This is a genomic window from Nocardia acididurans (genome assembly GCF_016741815.1).
Taxonomy (GTDB): Bacteria; Actinomycetota; Actinomycetes; order Mycobacteriales; family Mycobacteriaceae; genus Nocardia; species Nocardia acididurans.
The window spans coordinates 178,003-191,083 of the sequence record NZ_JAERRJ010000013.1 but is presented as its reverse complement, the minus strand read 5'-3'; the positions used below and the strand labels follow the sequence as shown (position 1 = coordinate 191,083).

The following is a 13,081-nucleotide window of genomic DNA, read 5'->3' as shown; positions in this document are numbered from 1 at the left end:
GACGCCGCGCGGGTGGAAACGGCGCGGCGGGATTTGCGGGACTCCAGGGCTTCGAGTTCGCGGCGGAGGCGTTCCACCGCTTCGAGGCGGGGGCCGGTGGGCCCCGGCGGGTTGTGCCGGGGCCCAGGGGTTTCCCGTTCTGGCATGGACTAGAAGTCGGCCGGGGTCTCTTCGGCGGTGACGTCGGCGCCGATGCCCAGCTTTTCCTTGATCTTCTTTTCGATCTCGTCGCGGACGTCGGTGTTCTCCAGCAGGAACTTGCGGGCGTTTTCCTTGCCCTGGCCGAGCTGGTCGCCCTCGTAGGTGTACCAGGAGCCGGACTTGCGGATGAAGCCCTGCTCGACGCCCTGGTCGATGATCGAGCCCTCCTTGGAGATGCCGAAACCGTAGAGGATGTCGAACTCGGCCTGCTTGAACGGCGGGGAGACCTTGTTCTTGACGACCTTGACGCGGGTGCGGTTACCGACCGCGTCGGAGCCGTCCTTCAGGGTCTCGATGCGGCGGACGTCCAGGCGCACGGAGGCGTAGAACTTCAGCGCCTTACCACCGGTGGTGGTTTCGGGGGAGCCGAACATGACGCCGATCTTCTCGCGCAGCTGGTTGATGAAGATGGCGGTGGTGCCCGAGTTGTTGAGGGCGGAGGTCATCTTGCGCAGGGCCTGGCTCATGAGGCGGGCCTGCAGACCGACGTGGCTGTCACCCATCTCGCCCTCGATTTCGGCGCGGGGCACCAGGGCCGCGACCGAGTCGATGACGATGATGTCGATGGCGCCGGAACGCACCAGCATGTCGGCGATTTCGAGCGCCTGCTCACCGGTGTCGGGCTGGGAGACCAGCAGGGCGTCGGTGTCGACGCCGAGCTTGCGGGCGTAGTCGGGATCGAGCGCGTGCTCGGCGTCGATGAACGCCGCCACACCGCCGGCGGCCTGCGCGTTCGCCACCGCGTGCAGGGCGACCGTGGTCTTACCGGAGGATTCCGGACCGTAGATCTCGACGATGCGGCCACGCGGCAGACCACCGATACCCAGGGCGACATCGAGTGCGATCGACCCCGTCGGAATCACGGAAATGGGCTGGCGCGCCTCTTCGCCCAGGCGCATGACCGCGCCCTTGCCGAAGCTCTTCTCCACCTGCGCCAACGCCAGCTCGAGCGCCTTGTCGCGATCGAATGCCTGTGGTGCCATCGTCTTGGTCCCCTTCTGAATGGGTGAGTCTCTCTGTGGTTGGCGCCCACGTTAGAGGGCGGCACCGACAAGTTCCGACGACGAGCTTAAACGAACACGTGTTCGAGGCAAACACCACACCGTGCGACACGCGGGAGAGATTTCCGCGTGCTCACCGACCGATGCGCCGATTGCGCCGCAACACGAGAGCGACCAGCAGCGGACCACCGAGCAGCGCGGTGATCACCCCGACCGGCAACTCCCGCTCCCACAGCGAACGCGCCGTCCAATCCGCGCCGAGCAGCAGCAGCGCGCCGGTCGCCGCCGAACCCACCAGCGGCGGGACCGGCGCGCGGCACAGCCGCATGGCGATCTGCGGCGCCGCGAACGCCACGAACGGCACCGGCCCGACCCCGGCCACCGCCACCCCCGCCAGCAGCACGGCGATGATCAGCAGCAGCGCCCGCGCCCGCCCCAGCGGCACACCCACCCCGACCGCGCAGTCGTCCCCGAGCTGCATCGGACCGAGCGAGCGCGCATGCCAGAACAGCAGCGCCACACAGCAACTCAGGCCGATGGCCACCACGGCGGCATCGGACCAGTCCCGTCCGTCCAGTGATCCGCTGAGCCAGCTCTGCGCCGCCGCGGCATTGCGCAGATCCGCCCGCGCAAGCAGCCAATCGGTGACGGCGTGCAGGAACGCTGTCACCGCGATACCGATGAGAATCAAACGGTAGCCGTCGATTCCGCGTCGCCAGGCCAGCAGATACACCGCCAGCCCCGTCCCCAGGCCACCCGCGATGGCGGCCGCCGTCGTGCCGATCGCGCCCGCGAGCACTCCGAAACCCGAGGCCCCGGTAGCGGCTGCCACCGCCACCGTGCCCGCCCCCGCCGTGATACCGAGAACATCGGGCGACGCCAGGGGATTTCGCGCCACCGACTGCACGATGGCGCCGGAGATCCCGAGCGCCGCGCCCGCCGCCGCACCGAGCACCGCGCGCGGCAGCCGAAACTCCATGACCACCAACCGGTTCCCGGCATCCCCGGAGTCTCCGGACAGTGCCGCGAACACATCCGGTAGCGGAATGAAGTAGTCCCCGGTGGATACCGTGAGCAGCCCCAGTGCCACCACGAGCAGCCCGGTCACGCTGAGCGCCAGCACCATTCGCGGCCGCCACACCCACGACAGCGCCCACACCCGCAACGCCGGTCGGCTGCGGCGCAAGCGGACCAGCGTAGCCGCGGACGGAACCGAGACCGCAGTACCGGATGCGGCAGCGCCGGGTGCAGCGGTTTCAGGTACGGCGGCTCCGGGTACGGCGGCATCCTGCCGGGGTCGGATTCTCACCATTTCGCCACCCGTCCCGACCAGGCCAGCAGCACGAAAACCGGTGCGCCGACGAGTGAGAGCATGATACCCACCGGAATCTCGCCGGGCAGGTTCACGATGCGGCCCGCGATATCGGCGAAGAGCATGAGCACGGCGCCGGCCAGCCCGGCGCACGGCAGCAGCCAGCGGTGATCGGGTCCGGTGAACCGTCGAACCAGGTGCGGCACAATCAAACCCAGGAAGGCGATGGCGCCGCAGGCGGCGGTGGCCGCACCGGCCAGCAGCGTGAGCGCGATCAGCCCGAGCACCCGGGAGCGCCCGACGGCGACGCCGAGCCCGCGCGCGACATCCTCACCGAGATTCAGCATGTTGATGACGCTCGCTTGCGCACAGGCCAGTATCACGCCGAGCGCCAGGAACGGCAGGGTCACCCACAACACCGTGAATCCGCGCCCCGCAATGGATCCGGTGTTCCAGAAGCGGATCAGGTTGAGCGAGTTCATATCCGACAGCACCGTCACAGAGGTCAACGCGCTGAGGAAGACCGAGATCCCGGAGCCGACCAGCAGCAGGGTGATCGGGCCGCCGTCTCCGACCGAGCTCAGCCCGAACACCAGCAGTGCCGCGAAGGCCGCCCCCGCCAGCGCGAACCACACATACGCCAGCGGCGCGCTCAATCCGAGCACCGAGACGGCCAGCACCATGGCGAACCCGGCCCCGGCATTGACCCCCAGCAGCCCGGGGTCGGCGATGGCATTGCGCGTATGCCCTTGAATCAAGGCGCCCGCCACGCCCAGCGCCGCCCCGGCCGCGAGCCCCAGCAGCGTGCGCGGCAGTCGCAGCGACTGCACGGTTATGGCGGCGCTGTTGCGTTCCGCCGCTTCGGGATTCATGGCCGCTATCTGCGCCGGATCGGTGGTGAACCGCTCGAACAGCGCCGCCCACACCGTCCCCGGATCCAGGCTGTGCGAGCCGATGGCCAGCGACCCCAGCACACCGGCGACCAGCAGCGCGCCCAGCACGGCCACGCCGCCCAGCCGACGGCGTCGCGCGGCCCCCGGCGCAAGTGCGGGCAGCCCCGTGCGCTGTCGGCCGACCGATCGCGCCCGGTTCACCGCGCTCGCCCCGCTCACCCGCCACCTCCGGAACTGCCCCGCTCGGCGCGACACCGTGGTGGTGGTTCCGTGCGCCACCCGATGAATACGGCGCATCGGTGAACCCGGCTACTCCGCTGCGCCCGAACGAATCTCCCGTCCGCGGTCTGCCCGAACCGGTGCACTCTCGGCACCCCGGTCAGCCGCGGAGGCCGGTCTGCTCGAGCAGCGGGATCACGCCGTCGAGGGCGGCGGGCAGGGACAGGACCGTCTGCCAGCCGAAGGCTTTCTCGAGTTCACCGTCGAGGTAGACGGTGCGGTTCTCGCGCATGGCCCCCAGCACCGCCAGCGACGGATTGCCCGCGATGGTGGCGCGCCCGCCTTGCGTGAAGGACAGCTGATCCCACACCAGCAGATCCTGATCGAGCAGGCGGGCGTTCTCCAGGGAGACGGTGGCGTGGAACGAATCACCGGTCAGGGCATCGTATTCGGCGGGGGTGCGGAAGCCGAGGTTCTGGAAGAAGCGGGGCCGCGGGTCCTCGCCGCCGAAGATGCTCGGCTGACTGCCGGTGAAGGTGGCGACCGAAACGGTGCGGCCCGCCCACTGCGGGTGCGCGGTGCGCGCCGCGGCGAAGCGGGCTTCCAGCGCGTTCACCAGCTGTTCGGCTTTGGCGGGCTGTCCGAGTGCGGCGCCGATCTGGCGGGTGGTGTCCTGCCACGGCTGGCCGTAGTCGATGTAGCCGGCCCGCGAGACGATCACCGGTGCGATCTTGCTGAGGGACTGGTACTCCCGCTCGGAGATGCCGGAGTACACGCCGATGATGAGGTCCGGCTTGGCCGCCGCGACCTTTTCCACGGGTACGGCACCGGTGCCCATGTCGACCAGATTCCGTTGCCCCGCTTGCAGATACGGCTGCTGCCACGGCTGGATCTCGTCGTTGTACCACTTCCGGGTGAGTACCGGCACGCCGCCGAAGGCGAGCACGAAGTCCTCGTCGCTGTAGCCGACGACGGCAATCCGCTCGGGCGCGGATTCGACGGTGGTCGCCCCGTACCGGTGTTCGACGGTGACCGGGTAAGCGCCCGCTTCGGCGGTGATCGTCGAAGCACCGGTGTCGGCACCGGTACCGCTTGTACCGCAGCCGCTTACAGTGGCGACGACCAGCGCCGCGCCGAGTGCCGCCAGCACTCGCCGCCTTCTCGGGATTGTCCGCACACCACTCCTAAAGCAAAGTTAGCCTAACCTAATAGCTAGCCACCCTGCCAGAGCCCGGCGACCGGAGTCAACCGGCAGCAAACCACGCCCCGCTATGCGCGCACCACTGCGATCCGATCCGTATCCAGAAAGGTCTGCGCCTGCTTGAACACCCGCAGCGCGGGCGTCACCTCGAGCCCGACGATCCCGTCCAGGGCTCCCAGACTCTCGGTGACATACCGGTACAGATGCGCCGTATCCCGGCACACCAGCGCGGCCGTGAGATTCGTCGGCCCGGTCGTGGCCGCCACATAGGTGACCTCGGGATGCGTGGCCAAGGCCGCGCCCACCGTCGCCAAATCCGCTGGGCGCGTACGCAACCAGACCGCGCCGCGCACCGAGTACCCCATCCGCTCGAGCGCGAAGTCCAGATCGAAGTACAGGACACCGGACTCGAGCAGTTCGCCCATACGCCGCGCGACCCGGGTGGCGCTCCACCCGGTCGCGGCGGCGAGCTGCGCGTAGGGCGCGCGCCCGTCCCGCGCGAGGATCGCCAGCATGGCTTCGTCCTGCGCGCTCAACGCGATCGGCGCGTCGGATTCCGGGGCGGGCGGCACCGCGCGCCGCGGCCCCAGCGCCTCGAGCTGTTCCGCGGTGAACAGTCCGCTGAACCGCGGCCACTCCTCGTAGAGCGGATAGGCGTGCATGACCTCATGCGCGAGCAGTTCGACCACCTGTGGCGCCTGCGGAATCAGCTTCAGCAGCAAGGCATCCCGGCGTTCGGCGGTGCGCGCCCGGCTCACGCACATCACCTCCGAGCCGGTGGACAGCAGCGACACCCAGCTCAGCTCCGGAATACGCGCGAGCGACTCCCCCAGGCGCAGTGCGGCACTGGGCGTGGAGCGAATCCGCAGAATCCAGCGGGCATGCCCGAGCGGCACGATATTCAGCTGCCCCGAGACGTGCATGATGCCGCGCTGCCGCAGCGAGCGGTACCGCCGCGCCACGGTCTGCTCCGAAACGCCGAGCACGCCACCGAGTTTCGCGAACGAAATGCGGGCGTCGACGACGAGCGCGTGCATGATCTGCCGGTCCAGGACATCGAGAACGGAGGATTCCAGAGCAGAGGGGGACAACATTGGAGGAATCTATCGCAGAACTCGGTCCGGCTAGGTGGATACGCACGTCGAGCACACGATTGGCGACGAAATCGTTCGATCAATCATGGAGGCCGCCATGCGAAAATGGCTCCCCTTGTTCGCCGCCTGCCTGGGCACGCTCATGCTGCTCATCGATGTCACCATCGTGTACGTCGCACTACCGGATATCGCAGCCGACCTGGGCACCGGATTATCCGGTCTGCAGTGGATAGTCGACGGCTACGCGCTCGCGCTGGCCGCCCTGCTGCTGGTGCTGGGTGCCGTCGCCGATCGACTGGGCGCGAAAACCGTATACCTGGCCGGGCTGGCGGTCTTCGCCCTCGCGTCACTCGCCTGCGGTGCGGCCGGATCAGCGGCGATCCTGGTGCTAGCGCGCGTGATTCAGGGCGTCGGCGGTGCGGCCATGTTCGCGACAACGCTCTCCCTGCTGCACGCCACCTACACCGGCCGTGATCGCGGGATCGCGTTCGGCGCCTGGGGCGCGGTATCCGGCGCTGCGGCCGGAATCGGCGTGGTCGCGGGCGGCGCGCTCACCGATCTGCTGTCGTGGCGCTGGATCTTCTACGTGAACCTGCCCATCGCCGCGGTGGCCATCGCGCTGTCCGCCATGGCCTTTCCGGCACCTCGGCGACATCCGGCACGCGGCCTGGACCTACCCGGCATGCTGACCTTCGCGGCGGCGGCGACCTGCGTGACCTTCGGCATCATCCGAGGCGGCGAGCACGGCTGGAGCGATGCCGGGACGCTGACCGCCTTCGGGAGCGGCCTGCTCGCGGCCGCCGCTTTCGTTCTGATCGAATTCCGCAGCGCCGCAGCGATGTTCCCGATGCCGCTGCTCCGCAATCGCTCGTTCTCGGCCACCCTGATCGCGGCTGCGGGCCAGACCTTCGCGGGCTTCTCCGCGACACCGCTGCTGTCCCTGTGGCTACAGCAGGAACTGCACCTGTCCCCCTTGCACGCGGGTCTGGCGATGCTGCCGATGGCCGCCACCGCCTTCGTGGTCTCCACGCTGACCGGCCGCCTCTTGCACGATGCCCCCGCCGCCTGGACCGTCGGCGCGGGGCTCGTGGTGATCGGCGCGGGCACCGGCCTGTTCACCCTGATCGACGCCGGATCCCCTTGGACCGCAATACTTCCCGGCTTCATAGTGCTCGGTATCGGCGTCGGCATCAACGCCCCCGCCCTGGTGTCCACCGGTATGGCGGCCGTATCACCGCAGCAGGGCGGCATCGCCGCTGGCGCGGTGAACACCGCCCGGCAGTTGGGCCTGGCCCTGGGAATCGCGGTGCTGGGCACCGTATTCCACCATATCGCGGGCGACCGCCCCAGCCTGGCAACCTTCGCCGACGGCCTCGACGCGGCCGTCCTGATCGCGGCCGCAGTGGGGATCAGCTTCGGCCTCACCGCATTCGCGCTCTACCGGCAGCGCCTATCCGAGCTGCCGGAGTCGCGCCCGGCGAGCACGCTGGTGGGATAGCAGAGGCGAGCACGCTCGTCGGATTGCGGGACAGAGCGCCCGCCGCCCGCGGCGGGTGCGACAGCGCTCAGATCCGCACCGGTTCGTGTTTGTCGGCGAAGGCCAGGAATCGTGGAATCACGATGTCCCGCTTGGCGGTTACCAGTTCGTGGCCGACGCCGGGGTAGATCTCGATCTCGGCTGACGGGATGTGCTCGCGCACGCGTTTCGCTCCGACCTCGGGGTCGTTGGCGACGGTGTTCGCGCCGAAGAGCACGAGCAGGGGTGCGGTGACGGCGGCCAGCTGCGCATCGGTGAGGGGCCGCTCCCACGGCAGTGCCATGCGGAATTTGAAGGCCGCCAGCAGCATGGTCCAGTCCAGGTCGGTGAAGGCGTCCATGCTGCCGGGGGCCAGCCAGTTCGTGAACTTCTCCATCCGCTCGCGGGAGGGCCGGATACCCGCCATGGTGCCCGCCGCCAGGAATTTGAGCAGGACCCGCCACCGTGGCTTGGTGAAGGTCGCGCCGCCCGGTTCCAGCATGCTGAGGCTGGCCAGCCGCTCGGAGTGCCGGGCGCCGACCACGATGGCCAGCCACGATCCCACCGAGGTCCCGGCCAGGTGCACGCGGTCCAGGCCGAGTGCGTCGAGCAGTTCGATCACCCAGGTCGCGATGTCGTCCTCGTCGCGCACGGGCGCGGTCTGTTCGCTGCGTCCCGCCCAGCCGATGACATCGGGGGTGTACACGACGCGATCGCGGGTCAGTTCCTCGATGAGCGGCCACCACATCAGCCCGTTGCCCGAGAGCCCCGGCAGCAGCAGGATCGGCGTGCCGTCGCCGGACCCGGATCTGCGCACTCGTGTTGTACCGAACGATGTTTCGATGTCGAGGTCGGTGGATGGCACCGGCCACTGGGCGGCTGCGGCGTCGTAGGCGCGCAGGAACGCCACCTTGGCCTCGTCGCTGGTGAATCGCCCGATCCCAGGCATGATCTCCCCTTTCGCTTTACGATACGACCATACCAAATAAATGGTATGCGCGTATCATCAAAGGGGTGTGACGCCCGGTCAGCGCGCTTCCGCCAGCTCCTTGATGCCGGCCAGCGTGGTGACCAGCCCCTGCTCGAGCTCATCGGCATGCCCCGCGCCGCCGCCCAGGAAGACGGCGGCGAACAGCTTGCCGACCGAGGTCAGCTTCTCCGGCACGGGCCTGCGCTCCACGAGCCGGGTCCGCTCACCCTCGGACGTCAGTTCGAAAATCCACCGCGTCCCACTGGTTTTGGTGTCCCAGGCCAGGCGGTGCGGTGAATCCACTTCCACCACAACATTTCTCGTGAACCAGATCACGAACTTGCGGCGATTCCAGCCCAGATACCACTGCCCCACCCGCATACCGCCGGGCTTGAGCGGATGCATGGAGAACAGCTCCGGGCTGACCGCGCAAAGATTGCGGGTGTCGGTCAGGATCGCCCAGACGCGTTCCGCCGGGGCGTCGATGGTCGTTTCCGCATACAGCTCACGGGCCGTGTCGTTTGCCTGCACGCCGTCATCCTCGCACCCGGGCTAGCGCAGCGGCAGGGGCGCGTTCTCCTCCTCGGCGGTGCGGGGGCCGAAGATCCGGCGTTCGGATTCTTCGATGCGGGTGTCGTTGATGCTGGCCTCGCGGCGCGACATCAGGCCCTCGGGCGAGAATTCCCAGAGTTCGTTGCCGTAGCTGCGGTACCACTGACCGTTCTCGTCGTGCCATTCGTACTGGAAGCGCACGGCGATGCGGTTGTCGGTGAAGGTCCACAGGTCCTTGCGCAGGGCGTAGCCGTTCTCGACGGACCATTTGCGCTTCAGGAAGTCGACGATCTCGGCGCGGCCGGTGAGGAATTCGTCGCGGTTGCGCCAGACCGAATCCTCGGTGTACGCCTGCGCGACCCGCTCGGGATCGCGGGTGTTCCAGGCATTTTCGGCGGCGCGGACTTTGGCCTGGGCGGATTCCAGGCTGAACGGCGGCAGTGGGGGGCGCATGGCGGGATCCTCTCGAACGATCCGGAACATCTAACTGCTTGTACTTGTTTAGATGGTTAGAACTTAGGAGCGGCAGAATCCCACTGTCAACCCTTGTAACGCACTTCACTGGTTAGAATGGCGGTGCTTCGAACGATGACATCGAGGAGCTGGTTAATCTCAGGCATGCCCGATCCGCGTCCCCATCTCGGCGAACCGCTCGCGCTGGACCTGCTCAACACGCGGTGGATCAGCGCCGACGGGCCCATGGACCTGCTCACCGACGTGGCGGGGCTGCGACAGTGGCTCGCCGACAACGACCTCACCGACCGGAGTCCGGCCGACGAGCAGACCCTGCATGCCCTCGTCGCGGCACGCGAGGCGATCCTGCAGGTGGCGCGCGGCGAATCCGCCGACGACCTCAATCGGGTACTCGACGACGGCCGCATCCGGCGCACCCTCACCGCCGCCGGCCCCGCCGACGAGGTGGAGGTGCCGCAGCGGCCCCGGCTGGCCGGCTGGCTGGCCGCCGACAACCTGCTGCACCTGCTGGCCGAAGCACCCGACCGGATCAAACAGTGCGCGCATCCGCAGTGCGTGCTGTGGTTCTACGACACGTCGAAAAACGGTGCGCGCCGGTGGCATTCGATGGCCACCTGCGGCAACCGGGCCAAGGCCACCCGCCACTACGCGAAGAAGACCGCCGAGGTCTGAACGGTCAGAACAGCTCGTCGAGCAGCCGGTAGTAGCGCAACCGGGCGGGATCGGCTTCGGACAGGCCATAAGCGGCGAGGAAGGCGCGCACCTCGTCCGGCCCGAAATCGTCCTCCAGATCCCGGACGGCCAGCGCGATATCGCGGTACCGGTCGGCGACGCCCAAGCGGCCGACATCGATCAGCAGGCCACCCTCCAGGACATTCGACGGCGTGTAATCCCCGTGCGCCACAACGAGATCCTCGGCCCCGGGACGTTCGGCGCGCAACTGCTCCAGCACGTGCTCGGGCGTCCGGCCCAGGTTGTCGTCGTCGAAATCCTCGGCATCGACGAGGCCGTCACGCACCTGCACGGCAGCCTGCGCCAGCATGACGTCGAGGCGACCGTCGAAGGGGCACAGGGTGATCGGCAGATCGTGCAGCCGGCGCAGGGCGACGCCCATGGCCTTGCCCGGCGCGTTCGCCGCCGCCAGACTCGGCACGCCCGCATCGGCGAGCACCAGCGTATCCGCTTCGAACAGAACGACTTCCGGTACCGCAACACCCTGCGCGGCCAGCCAGGCCAGCCGCTCGTGCTCGGCGCGGGCCACCGAACCCCGCTTCATCCAATAGGTTCCGTTGACCTGGACCACGCCGCCACTGCGGCCCTCGTGGTCGTCGGAGAACACCGGTTCGGCGCCGAACAGCTCGGAAACGCCGGGCGGCAGGGCCGCGTCACTCATCACGAATTCACTCACCAACGAGTCCGGGGGACGTCGAACTCCGCGCACAGTGCGCGCCAGACGTCGCGGGGGTCGACACCGGCCTCGATGGCCTGCGCGCCGGTCCGCCCCATGGACGGGATCACATGGTCGGTCAGCAGCGCATCCCCGCGCGCCGCCCCGAATTCGGTATGCAACAGCTCCTGGAACTCCGTCAACCGCACCCCGCGAGCCTACGCCAGCGGCCACGAGCCACCCCCGACACCCCAGTCGCACGATCAGAGCGGCGGGGTGCCCGGAACTCCGCCCGCACCGGGTCAGTTCGTTCGGGCGGCGAGGACCCGGTGGCAGACCTCGATGGGGTCGGAGACCACGACGGCATCGGCGGCCGCCTTGCGGGCGGATTCGGTGAAGGCGGGGTCGTTCAGGATCTGCTGGACGGATGCGCGGATCGCCGCCGCGGTGAGGGGACGGATCAGGAGTGAACTGCCTTGCCGGGTGGCGCGATTGGCCAGTTCCCACTGGTCGCCGCCGCCGGGGACGGTGATGATGGGCACGCCGGCCAGCAGGGATTTGGCCAGCAGGCCGTGACCGCCGCCGCCGATCACCACCGACGCGTGCCGGAGCAGTTCGTCCTGGCGGCCCAAACCCGCTGTGGCCCAGGGCGGGAGGTCGGCAGGAGGGGTGTCGAGTGTGGAGATCGCCACGCGCACACCGGAATCGGCGAGCGCCTCGAGGACGGTGTCGACCATGCCCGCGACACCGGTGTGGGCCGTGGAGGGGGCGACCATGACCAGCGGGGCGTCACCGGGCGGCAGCTCGAGAATGTGATCGGTGGGCTCCCACAGCAGCGGACCGACCAGATGCGCGTCCTCGGGCCAATCGGGCCGCGGCACCTCGAGCGCGGGCAGTGTCGCGACCAGCCGCGCCGCCGGACCCGGATCCTGCGGCGGCAGACCGATACTCGCGCGCGCCTCCTCGCGTTGCAGTTCACCGCGGCGGATGGCACGCGCGGACAGGGTGCGCAGCATGGAATCCCGGGCGCGCCCGCGCACACCCTCCCCGGCGGCGAGCCCGCTCCCGATGGGCGGCAGGCCTTTCGACGGCAGATACAGCGGATGCGGCGACAGCTCCACCCACGGCACGTGCAGCCGTTCGGCCGCCATACCGCCGCCCGCGGTGAGTACGTCCGACACCACGAGTTCCGGCAGCATGGCACTCATATCCGGCAGGATCTCGGTCGAAATATGCGCCGCGCGTTGGTGAATGCGCGCACCGGCGTCGGCGTCGTCGTCCTCGGCGCGCGGGGCCAGCCCCTTCAACCGCCGTACCCCGATACCCGCCGCCATAGCCGCGTCGAACCACCGTGGGCTGGTGAACAGCACCGGCTCGTCGCCCGCGGCCAAGAACCGCAGGCACAACGCGATCGCCGGAAAGGCATGTCCCGGATCAGGCCCGGCCACCACCGCTACTCGCACGCGCCCCAGCGTGCCACACCGCACCGACGCCGCGTAACAGGCATCGGCCGAGTCCCGCTCCTCGAGCCGCGAACGCTACTGCGCGAAGTAGAACAGCTCGAAGGAGACCGCGTGGTCGGCGGGGAAGCCCTCCTTCGGACCGGACGACATATCGATGACGGCGCGGGCCTGCTCGACGACCGGCTCCGGGCTCAGCGCCTCCAGATAGCGGTGGTGCGCCGCCAGTGATTCCACGGCGACCTCGATGGTGTCGGTGACATCCACGGCGTGGCTCCCGTCCATGACGCCGTACACCGCCGCCCAGCGCGGCGACCAGATCGGCAGTTCGGCCAGCTCCGGGAAGATCCATTCGTTCCCCGCGTCGGAGATGGCGTCCAGCGCCGCGCGGCCCACGGCCCGGTGATCGGCGCTGTTGGCGTATCCCCGCGCCCAGCCGTCGCCGAAGTTGAACAGCACCACCATCTCCGGTCGATGCCGGCGGATGGCGGCGGCCAGGTCCCGGCGCAGATCGAGGCTCTCCACGATCCGGCCGTCGGGATGGCCCAGGAACTCCACCTCGGTGACGCCGACGATCTTGGCGCTGGCCCGCTCCTCGGCTTCGCGCAGCGGCCCGGACTCAGCGGGCGGCAGGCCCGCGATCCCCGCCTCGCCGCTGGAGGCCAGCACATACCGAATGTCCTTGCCCTGCCGCGTCCACCGCGCGACAGCGGCCGCCGCACCGTATTCGATGTCGTCGGGGTGCGCGACGATCACGATGCCGCGCTGCCAATCCTCGGGAAGCTGCTCCATGACTGCATT

14 protein-coding genes are annotated in these 13,081 nt (G+C 69.0%); 2 read left to right on the top strand and 12 right to left on the bottom strand.

What is annotated here, in order from left to right; translation table 11 throughout:
- Positions 1-149: 149 nt before the first annotated feature.
- The 5 genes from recA to JK358_RS31180 all read right to left on the bottom strand — a co-directional run bounded on the left by recA (position 150) and on the right by JK358_RS31180 (position 5,921).
- Positions 150-1,184, bottom strand: a complete 1,035-nt coding sequence (recA, locus tag JK358_RS31200; protein ID WP_201954747.1) for a recombinase RecA — start codon at positions 1,182-1,184, stop codon at positions 150-152.
- A gap of 151 nt (positions 1,185-1,335) precedes the next feature.
- The gene (locus JK358_RS31195; RefSeq protein ID WP_232852179.1) at positions 1,336-2,388 is read right to left on the bottom strand and encodes a FecCD family ABC transporter permease; all 1,053 of its coding nucleotides are present in this window, start codon (positions 2,386-2,388) and stop codon (positions 1,336-1,338) included.
- A 119-nt stretch (positions 2,389-2,507) separates the two neighbouring features.
- On the bottom strand, positions 2,508-3,704 hold the full coding sequence (locus tag JK358_RS31190; protein WP_201954745.1) for a FecCD family ABC transporter permease: 1,197 nt from the start codon (positions 3,702-3,704) through the stop codon (positions 2,508-2,510).
- A gap of 82 nt (positions 3,705-3,786) precedes the next feature.
- Positions 3,787-4,776: an iron-siderophore ABC transporter substrate-binding protein gene (locus tag JK358_RS31185; RefSeq protein ID WP_201954744.1), complete on the bottom strand. Its 990-nt coding sequence runs from the start codon at positions 4,774-4,776 to the stop codon at positions 3,787-3,789.
- A gap of 119 nt (positions 4,777-4,895) precedes the next feature.
- On the bottom strand, positions 4,896-5,921 hold the full coding sequence (locus JK358_RS31180; RefSeq protein WP_201954743.1) for an Lrp/AsnC family transcriptional regulator: 1,026 nt from the start codon (positions 5,919-5,921) through the stop codon (positions 4,896-4,898).
- Between the two features lie 97 nt (positions 5,922-6,018).
- Here JK358_RS31180 and JK358_RS31175 point away from each other — a divergent pair, with 97 nt between their 5' ends.
- Complete coding sequence (locus tag JK358_RS31175) at positions 6,019-7,419, top strand: MFS transporter (RefSeq protein WP_232852178.1); 1,401 nt, start codon at positions 6,019-6,021, stop codon at positions 7,417-7,419.
- 67 nt (positions 7,420-7,486) lie between these two features.
- Here JK358_RS31175 and JK358_RS31170 read toward each other — a convergent pair whose 3' ends face one another.
- The 3 genes from JK358_RS31170 to JK358_RS31160 all read right to left on the bottom strand — a co-directional run bounded on the left by JK358_RS31170 (position 7,487) and on the right by JK358_RS31160 (position 9,412).
- On the bottom strand, positions 7,487-8,386 hold the full coding sequence (locus JK358_RS31170; protein ID WP_201954741.1) for an alpha/beta fold hydrolase: 900 nt from the start codon (positions 8,384-8,386) through the stop codon (positions 7,487-7,489).
- Positions 8,387-8,464: 78 nt separating this feature from the next.
- The gene (locus JK358_RS31165) at positions 8,465-8,938 is read right to left on the bottom strand and encodes an SRPBCC family protein (protein ID WP_201954740.1); all 474 of its coding nucleotides are present in this window, start codon (positions 8,936-8,938) and stop codon (positions 8,465-8,467) included.
- 21 nt (positions 8,939-8,959) lie between these two features.
- Positions 8,960-9,412 (bottom strand): nuclear transport factor 2 family protein, encoded by a 453-nt coding sequence (locus JK358_RS31160; RefSeq protein ID WP_201954739.1) that lies wholly within the window; start codon positions 9,410-9,412, stop codon positions 8,960-8,962.
- Positions 9,413-9,577: 165 nt separating this feature from the next.
- Here JK358_RS31160 and JK358_RS31155 point away from each other — a divergent pair, with 165 nt between their 5' ends.
- Positions 9,578-10,105, top strand: coding sequence for a CGNR zinc finger domain-containing protein (locus tag JK358_RS31155; protein ID WP_201954738.1), 528 nt, complete (start codon positions 9,578-9,580; stop codon positions 10,103-10,105).
- A gap of 4 nt (positions 10,106-10,109) precedes the next feature.
- Here the strand turns inward: JK358_RS31155 and JK358_RS31150 are convergent, their stop codons facing one another.
- From JK358_RS31150 to JK358_RS31135, 4 genes are all read right to left on the bottom strand, one after another.
- Positions 10,110-10,841, bottom strand: coding sequence for a phosphotransferase (locus JK358_RS31150; protein WP_307817824.1), 732 nt, complete (start codon positions 10,839-10,841; stop codon positions 10,110-10,112).
- Positions 10,838-11,029, bottom strand: coding sequence for a DUF3046 domain-containing protein (locus JK358_RS31145; protein WP_201954737.1), 192 nt, complete (start codon positions 11,027-11,029; stop codon positions 10,838-10,840). Before JK358_RS31145 ends, JK358_RS31150 begins: the two co-directional genes overlap by 4 nt.
- A 93-nt stretch (positions 11,030-11,122) precedes the next feature.
- Positions 11,123-12,283 carry a glycosyltransferase gene (locus tag JK358_RS31140; protein ID WP_201954736.1) on the bottom strand — a complete coding sequence of 387 codons (1,161 nt, stop codon included), beginning with the start codon at positions 12,281-12,283 and terminating at the stop codon, positions 11,123-11,125.
- Positions 12,284-12,358: 75 nt separating this feature from the next.
- Positions 12,359-13,072 carry a PIG-L deacetylase family protein gene (locus tag JK358_RS31135; protein ID WP_201954735.1) on the bottom strand — a complete coding sequence of 238 codons (714 nt, stop codon included), beginning with the start codon at positions 13,070-13,072 and terminating at the stop codon, positions 12,359-12,361.
- Positions 13,073-13,081: the final 9 nt, after the last annotated feature.

What these genes read in the sequence shown, in the direction of transcription:
- JK358_RS31190 (WP_201954745.1), bottom strand. Translation starts at nt 3,704, where the DNA reads ATGCGCCGTATTCATCGGGTGGCGCACGGAACCACCACCACGGTGTCG.
- JK358_RS31175 (WP_232852178.1), top strand. Translation starts at nt 6,019, where the DNA reads ATGCGAAAATGGCTCCCCTTGTTCGCCGCCTGCCTGGGCACGCTCATG.
- JK358_RS31170 (WP_201954741.1), bottom strand. Translation starts at nt 8,386, where the DNA reads ATGCCTGGGATCGGGCGATTCACCAGCGACGAGGCCAAGGTGGCGTTC.
- JK358_RS31135 (WP_201954735.1), bottom strand. Translation starts at nt 13,072, where the DNA reads ATGGAGCAGCTTCCCGAGGATTGGCAGCGCGGCATCGTGATCGTCGCG.
- JK358_RS31180 (WP_201954743.1), bottom strand. Translation starts at nt 5,921, where the DNA reads ATGTTGTCCCCCTCTGCTCTGGAATCCTCCGTTCTCGATGTCCTGGAC.
- recA (WP_201954747.1), bottom strand. Translation starts at nt 1,184, where the DNA reads ATGGCACCACAGGCATTCGATCGCGACAAGGCGCTCGAGCTGGCGTTG.
- JK358_RS31155 (WP_201954738.1), top strand. Translation starts at nt 9,578, where the DNA reads ATGCCCGATCCGCGTCCCCATCTCGGCGAACCGCTCGCGCTGGACCTG.
- JK358_RS31160 (WP_201954739.1), bottom strand. Translation starts at nt 9,412, where the DNA reads ATGCGCCCCCCACTGCCGCCGTTCAGCCTGGAATCCGCCCAGGCCAAA.